This window comes from Aurantiacibacter xanthus, from assembly GCF_003584015.1.
Lineage (GTDB): Bacteria > Pseudomonadota > Alphaproteobacteria > Sphingomonadales > Sphingomonadaceae > Alteraurantiacibacter > Alteraurantiacibacter xanthus.
Genome location: NZ_QXFM01000129.1, coordinates 1 through 6,524, shown reverse-complemented (window position 1 = coordinate 6,524; position 6,524 = coordinate 1). Strand labels below are relative to the sequence as shown.

The window sequence follows — 6,524 nt, the reverse complement described above, 5'->3', positions numbered from 1 at the left end:
CGCCGAGCTATGGTGCAGCGATCACCGAATTGAAGCGCGAAGGAAAGCTGGACCGGGAGACGGCCCACCGGCAGGTGAAGTATCTCAATAACGTGATCGAGGCCGATCACGGAAAGCTCAAGATACTGATCAAGCCGGTGCGCGGTTTCAAATCGATCCCCACGGCCTATGCCACGATCAAGGGATTCGAAGTCATGCGAGCCCTGCGCAAAGGACAGGCTCGCCCCTGGTGCCTGCAGCCCGGCATCAGGGGCGAGGTGCGCCTTGTGGAGAGAGCTTTTGGCATTGGGCCCTCGGCGCTGACGGAGGCCATGGGCATGCTCAACCACCATTTCGCAGCAGCCGCCTGATCGGCGCAGAGCGACAGCCTACCTCTGACTGCCGCCAATCTTTGCAACAGAGCCAGGTGTAGAGACTGCTGGAATATCTTTCGGCGTGGGCATAGCGGCGGCTGTCACGCGGGCTGCTGTCGAAACCGATGAGCCGGATCACCTTCTGACCGGCAGCCCAGGCCTTCTGTGCCGGGGGCCAGGTTTTGGTCCAGGCATCCTGTGGGCCGACCTTCCAGCGGAGCGAACAGGTTCCCCGGCCGAAGGCGATCGATGGGAGAGCGCCGTTGACCAGACAGGCTTCGAGAAGGTCAAAATAGGCCGGGGATGTGCCGAAACGCCGCGGCCTGTTGACGACGATCTTATTTGGGATGTCGCGATCGTCCATCCAGCGACGGAACGCCGGAATGAAGGCCTGGGTCTCGGGTTTTTCTGGCATTTGCGCGATCAGCACCATGTCGATGCGTTCGCGCCGTGTTGCCATTTCGAGGATCATGGCAGTGGAGTCGACGCCGGCGCCCCAGGCGACGATGACCGGCGGACTGGCGGGGGCCGTCATTGCGATGCCGGCGATGATAGTTCGTCAAGGCGATCCTTGATCGGTTTCCAACGGCAGAGATCGTCGCTCTCGGCGTCACACGCATGGCAGGTGGTGGACTTGTAGGTCGCGCTCAGCACCCATTGTTGGGTATCGCTATCCCAGGCCACGAAGGCGTCGCGTGTCAGGTTGGTGCTTCCGCAATCGCGGCAGGCCGGCTCAACCGGCTCGTCTTTTCGGTCGGCACTCTGTTGCAGCTTCGCATAAGCCGCTTGAAAACGCGCAGCGTCGGTCGCTATGCCAACCGCTTTGAGCGCGACCGCAAAGCGGCCGCGCGCCGCATCGCTTTCGAAGACCGGCTCGGCGCCGGTGATGGTTTCGTGATAGGCAAGCGCAAGCGCTTCGGGATCGCCGAGGACGATATCGGCGAGCGCCTGGAGATGGCTGATACGCATGTTGCGTCTCCGGATATGATCGGGATGTTGGGGAACGTGCCGCGTCAGGCGGCGAGATCGGCGGGGCCATCGAGGCGCAATTCATGCCGTATGCGGGTTGCCAGGGTGTCAGGATCGAGGAGCTCGTCGATCGAAGCCCAATGATTGGGGCCGCCAGTATAGTCGTTTCGGCCCTCGACACGCCGGAACATCACATCGTGGCCACGGCCCATCAGTCCGATGGAGAGCTGGACATAGATTTGATCGGAGTGAAGGATAATTTCACCGGCGACGGCGATGCCGCCCTGGCAGAAACGCACTTGGTGGCTTCCACGGGCAAGGCCGAGGGCAGCAGCGAGGCGTTTGATGGCCTTGCGTCCCTCGGCATGGAAGGTGGCTTTGGCATCAGCGTCGTAGGAGACGCCTCGTTTGGCCAGTGCAATCAGCATCGGGGTTTTCCCGAGGGCGGAGATGGCTTCCATACAGGCCGTGCGCAGCACGGCTTGTTCGGGCCTGTCTTCAAGGGCAAGGCAACCGATGTGGCGGGCGAGCAGAAGCACGGCGGGATCTTGATCGATCTGGTGCCGGGACTTTTCGCAATCCGCAACTGCGGCGTTGAGCGTGGTGAGCGCTTCCGCGATCGTGGCAATAGAGCGGGCGGCTAGAGCCTTATGGTGACGGGCGGCGGGATCGAACATCGGGTGTCTCCTATGAATGGGAACACACCTGCTCCTCCCCCTCCTCTTGTTGTCGGCCGGGAGGCCGTCATACGCTTCGCCGTTTTTGTTGATGAAACGGAATAGGTGGCGTTCATTCGAGCATGTTCCGGCGCCGCTCGCTCGAATGGGCCCGTGCCAGGGCGTTTGCGTCGGCGCGCATCGGAGCATTGCCAACATAGGTATCGCAAAAACGGATGACGAAGCGGCGTTCGGCATATCCGCAGAATTCAAGCCGGATGCAGTAGCGGCGGTCTATCCGGCCGTCGGTATGGCGTGGCGGACCGTTGTCGGAGATTGGCATAAGGAACTCCAGGCATAGGGGGGCGTAACCCTCCCATTCCCCCTCTCCTCTGCCTCCAATTGTCTTGATCGCCGTATGTGCCGCGTAATGTGCAGCAGTTTGTGCCGCATTGGCGAGTGTTCGTAGACCCTCTCTGAGGGGCAAGTGGACTGTTCGCTGCATAGCGTGGGGCAGCCGTTCACCACTCATAGGAGTCGAGTCCGTCGACGGCCGGTCCGTCGCAGTCGAGCAGGAGATGATCGCAACCGCGAGTCAGGGTGAAACGCATAACCGCCAGGAGATCGGCCGGCAGGCCTCCAAGTGTATCGGGGTCGGCGCAGGAAACCGGGATGAACCAGCCGTAGGGTGTCTTGCCGATGGTCAGGGGGACGTCGAGCCTTCCGCGCGAACCCCAGTCGTCAAGCTTTTGCGCGGTTTCCTGGGTGATATGTCCGGTCGTGAGGACGAGACAGGTTTCGATATCGAGGGATTGGGGATCATCCTGGGCGGCGGCGGTGATCTTTACCAGCTCGACGCCGGGAATATCGTCGCGTGGATCGAAGCAAATGCGCAGACAAGCAGCGGGATCGGCATGGTCGCGTGGTCCACATAGCGCGGTGAACTTGTCGAGCAGTTCATCGGCGAGCCGAGTGGGCTCTGATGGGTCGAACACCTTGTATGGCAGATGGTCGCGAATGAAGAGCTTGAACGTCTGATCCCAGAGGGCCTGGGGGTCATTGACGACTGTTTTGAGCGTCACGCTGTTTGTGTGAGTGATTGGGGGCTCCTTCAGCGCGTCAATCTGCCCGCGCATAAGCCAGCTTGTGCTGCCGCCGATGATATCATCGTCGGTGATAATGTAGTAGCCGCCGCCGAATTCGCTGGGCCGCAGGCGGTCGCAATCCTGGGACCACTCGAAACCGAAGGGCAGAACGCTGGGTGCGCATTTCTGGATCAGGCTGGCGATCGCATGGGGATCTGCCTGAGTTCCGGCGATCAGATAGCCGTCAACCTCCGCACTGCCGAAATACTCGCAGTCGAAGGTTGGAAAATCCTGATCGCTGAACAGCTCGAGAAAGGATGCGAACGGATCGGGCGGGGGCTGGTCCGGCTCCTCCGATTGATCCGGCGGTGGCGGGAAGGCTGCCTTGAAGGCGTCCGACATCGCATCGTAGCGTGCTGCCAGGTCATCTTCGTCGATATCGGCAAGTTCTTCCGACAGCGCGTGGCATTCGTCGAGCAATGCTTCTTCCTCACCCGTCGGCGTCAAGACGAAGGAGAGTTTGAGATAGTTGTTGGCCATGGTGCAGCCCTCCAAAAAAATGGGAAAATCCGGTGGAATGACCGGCATTCCGATCCCGGCTCCCATTCCTCGCCCCCTTCCCTCTCCCCCGCGGTTGCTTGTGCAGCGGAGTATCAGGTCAAGCCGACCAATGCCGGTGAGGTCGCCTGAAGCATCCAACGCTGGCCCTTCAGCCGTCGCAGGAAATCGGGCGCGGCGGGCATGCGGCCAAGCATCGTACGGACATGCTGTTCGGCAACCACACGCGTTGGTGCTCCAGATGCACCGTTGTCGATCGCCGGCCCAAAGCGGTGTTCGGCCTCATATATTCCGAAGGCATGGTGACGAAATATGAGGTGGGCGGGCGTGTTCGCCCACGATGCTGTTTCGAGAAACCAGCGATGAAGCGGAAGATAGTCGGTTTCCTCGCCGCCGAAGCGCCGCGCACTGGTTCGGGAGAGGTGTTCTGCGTCGGGCATCGGGACGTGAAGCCAGTCTGGCGTGTCGAAATCGTCGAGCCAATCCGCAGCGGAGGGAAGATAGCTGCAGTCTTCCTCGATATGCTGGACGGCGATCGCACGAACCTCGATTTCTGCGCCATCCGCGTTGGTGATCGTGTCTCCGAAGACGGTAACCGCTTCGGCGATCCCTTCGTGGTGGTGGCGCAGCGCGCGGTGTGTAAAATGGCAGTGTGCGGCCTTGGTGGCGTCGAACCAGGCGTGGATCGGGTGGTAATCCTGCCAGCGGCCGCCATGGACTCGCGCGGAAGAGCGCGCGTGATCAAAAGGGTTCATAATAGAGTTCTCTTTGATCGGAGGTGCAGAGCGATCGAGCGAGCGCGCTGAGAATATCATCGAGCGCGGCGGTGAGTCCGGAATGCTCGCACCATTCGTCGTAGGTCTCCGGCGCGCCACGCGGGAGCAGAACGCGGTAGAGTGGCCAGGCGCGGCGGGCATGGTCGAGGGTGAGCCTGCTACGCCGATAATAGTAGTCATCGGCATCGGCTACGGCATCGCGATGCGCGGCAAGTTCCTTGATCGCCACCGGGTGAAGCCCGTCGCGCAGGTCGGCGAGGAAGTCGCGTAGCACTGCGAAGGCTTCGGGGTTGGGCCTGACATTTCCACGGGCCTTGAACTGGCCGACGTTGATATTGAGGGAATTGCCCGGCAAGTCGGTAATCAGCAGTTCGAGGGTCGCCACATGGTTGGAGCCGGACCGCAGCGACAGGATCTGGGTGTCGCCCCGCCGGCATTGGGAATAATATCCACCAACGCAGTGGTTGAGCGCATTGCCCTCATCGACAAGGGCTTGCGCGCTGGTGAGCGGTATGAAGCTATGCGGCCCGCAGGGGGACTGCCAGGTCGGGCAGAGCGCCGGCCAACCGGGCCGATCGGCATTGTTCTCATGGCGCAGCGCGGCGGCGCTGGCTGCGCGGCGGTGCCATTTCGCGATGGCCTTCTGGAACGAGCGCGGCCTGCGGGGTCCGATGATCCCACGATGCAAGCTTTGCAGGAGTTTGCGATGGGCAGCGGTGTCGCAGAGTTTCAGTGGAACGCCCAGGGTCGCCACGAAATTGTCGAGCGCGTGGATTCGCCGAGATAGGCCCAATGCTTCGAGACGTGCGCCCGCGAGTGGGTAGAGGAGATCCTCGCGCAGCGCCTGGAGCGTATCGCGGGTTTCGACCGAGCTATCGAGGTAGTCAGGCCGGAAAAGAGGATCGCAGTTACTTTGCTCCCAGACACGGCGGCCCCATTCACTGCTGTCCGGCCATTGTTCGAGGGGGATGTCGTGGCGGACCAGAGCGCGCACGGCGGGCATATGGTCATAGAGGGCGTTGTATGCAGCGTCTTTGGGCGTTGCACGGCGCAGGCGGCGCAATTGCGCTTCGCTGATGCCGACCGCGGCGGCTAGCACCGGCTTGAGGGGCTGCGCGGCATCGATCGCGGCCGTGACCTCCGGCTTGAGCAGGATGGTGGCGACGGCGCCGTAGAGGCTTAGCGCCTGGCCGCGGTTGCGTATCACGGTCTTGCGACCCGGGTCACCTTCGAGATCGGTTGCGAGCGCCCAGTGGATGATGCGACCGAGCGAAAGGATCTTGTTGCCGGAGCGATAACCAAGGTCACGAAACAAGATGGCGCGCAGATGGGCCTGCATAAGTTCGACCAAGCGCTCGCGCAGTTGCAGGATCGCGGTTCCGATCGTCTGCGTCATGTCCGTGATCCGGCGGTGGTCGGCGCCGGACAGAACGAGATCGGTGACGAGATCGAGATATCCGCTGTCGTTGACGGTCTGTTCGAGGCTGATGGAGAAGTGGGTATTGGGACTATGGATTGTCTGGAGGATGGCGGTGCTGAACTGGTCGATAAGCATCATCGCTTTGGGAGAGTGGGCTGGATCAGGATGGATTGTAATCATGGGTGCGAGCGCGCCTTCACGCCGCGTGAAGCGGATTTCGCAGCGGGATAGCGCGATCAGGGTCGCCGCAAGGTCGAGTGGGTCCGATCGCAGCCGTGTGGTTTGAGGGACGATGCGATGCAGGGCTCTGTTGCAAAGATTGGCGGCAGTCAGAGGTAGGCTGTCGCTCTGCGCCGATCAGGCGGCTGCTGCGAAATGGTGGTTGAGCATGCCCATGGCCTCCGTCAGCGCCGAGGGCCCAATGCCAAAAGCTCTCTCCACAAGGCGCACCTCGCCCCTGATGCCGGGCTGCAGGCACCAGGGGCGAGCCTGTCCTTTGCGCAGGGCTCGCATGACTTCGAATCCCTTGATCGTGGCATAGGCCGTGGGGATCGATTTGAAACCGCGCACCGGCTTGATCAGTATCTTGAGCTTTCCGTGATCGGCCTCGATCACGTTATTGAGATACTTCACCTGCCGGTGGGCCGTCTCCCGGTCCAGCTTTCCTTCGCGCTTCAATTCGGTGATCGCTGCACCATAGCTCGGCG

The 6,524-nt window shown here is 61.7% G+C and carries 7 protein-coding genes and 2 pseudogenes; 1 reads left to right on the top strand and 8 read right to left on the bottom strand.

Features of this window, described 5'->3' with window-relative positions:
* A pseudogene (locus D2V17_RS16500) lies at nucleotides 1-350 on the top strand (IS6-like element IS6100 family transposase); the annotation flags it as partial.
* Here the strand turns inward: D2V17_RS16500 and D2V17_RS21600 are convergent.
* From D2V17_RS21600 to D2V17_RS16460, 8 genes and pseudogenes are all read right to left on the bottom strand, one after another.
* Nucleotides 322-888 carry a hypothetical protein gene (locus tag D2V17_RS21600; protein WP_119594024.1) on the bottom strand — a complete coding sequence of 189 codons (567 nt, stop codon included), beginning with the start codon at nucleotides 886-888 and terminating at the stop codon, nucleotides 322-324. The pseudogene D2V17_RS16500 and the gene D2V17_RS21600 sit on opposite strands and share 29 nt — an antisense overlap.
* Nucleotides 885-1,322: a hypothetical protein gene (locus D2V17_RS16490; protein WP_022684094.1), complete on the bottom strand. Its 438-nt coding sequence runs from the start codon at nucleotides 1,320-1,322 to the stop codon at nucleotides 885-887. The genes D2V17_RS21600 and D2V17_RS16490 overlap by 4 nt, the downstream gene beginning before the upstream one ends.
* 44 nt (nucleotides 1,323-1,366) lie before the next feature.
* Complete coding sequence (locus D2V17_RS16485; RefSeq protein WP_022684095.1) at nucleotides 1,367-1,999, bottom strand: hypothetical protein; 633 nt, start codon at nucleotides 1,997-1,999, stop codon at nucleotides 1,367-1,369.
* Nucleotides 2,000-2,111: 112 nt separating this feature from the next.
* Complete coding sequence (locus D2V17_RS16480; protein WP_022684096.1) at nucleotides 2,112-2,321, bottom strand: hypothetical protein; 210 nt, start codon at nucleotides 2,319-2,321, stop codon at nucleotides 2,112-2,114.
* 178 nt (nucleotides 2,322-2,499) lie between these two features.
* Nucleotides 2,500-3,669 (bottom strand): DUF5983 family protein, encoded by a 1,170-nt coding sequence (locus tag D2V17_RS16475; protein ID WP_051132667.1) that lies wholly within the window; start codon nucleotides 3,667-3,669, stop codon nucleotides 2,500-2,502.
* 47 nt (nucleotides 3,670-3,716) lie between these two features.
* A complete protein-coding gene (locus D2V17_RS16470; RefSeq protein WP_028056209.1) occupies nucleotides 3,717-4,376 on the bottom strand; it encodes a DUF6915 family protein in 660 nt (219 codons plus the stop codon).
* Nucleotides 4,363-5,955: a PcfJ domain-containing protein gene (locus tag D2V17_RS16465; RefSeq protein ID WP_220474146.1), complete on the bottom strand. Its 1,593-nt coding sequence runs from the start codon at nucleotides 5,953-5,955 to the stop codon at nucleotides 4,363-4,365. Before D2V17_RS16465 ends, D2V17_RS16470 begins: the two co-directional genes overlap by 14 nt.
* A 219-nt stretch (nucleotides 5,956-6,174) precedes the next feature.
* A pseudogene (locus tag D2V17_RS16460) lies at nucleotides 6,175-6,524 on the bottom strand (IS6-like element IS6100 family transposase); the annotation flags it as partial.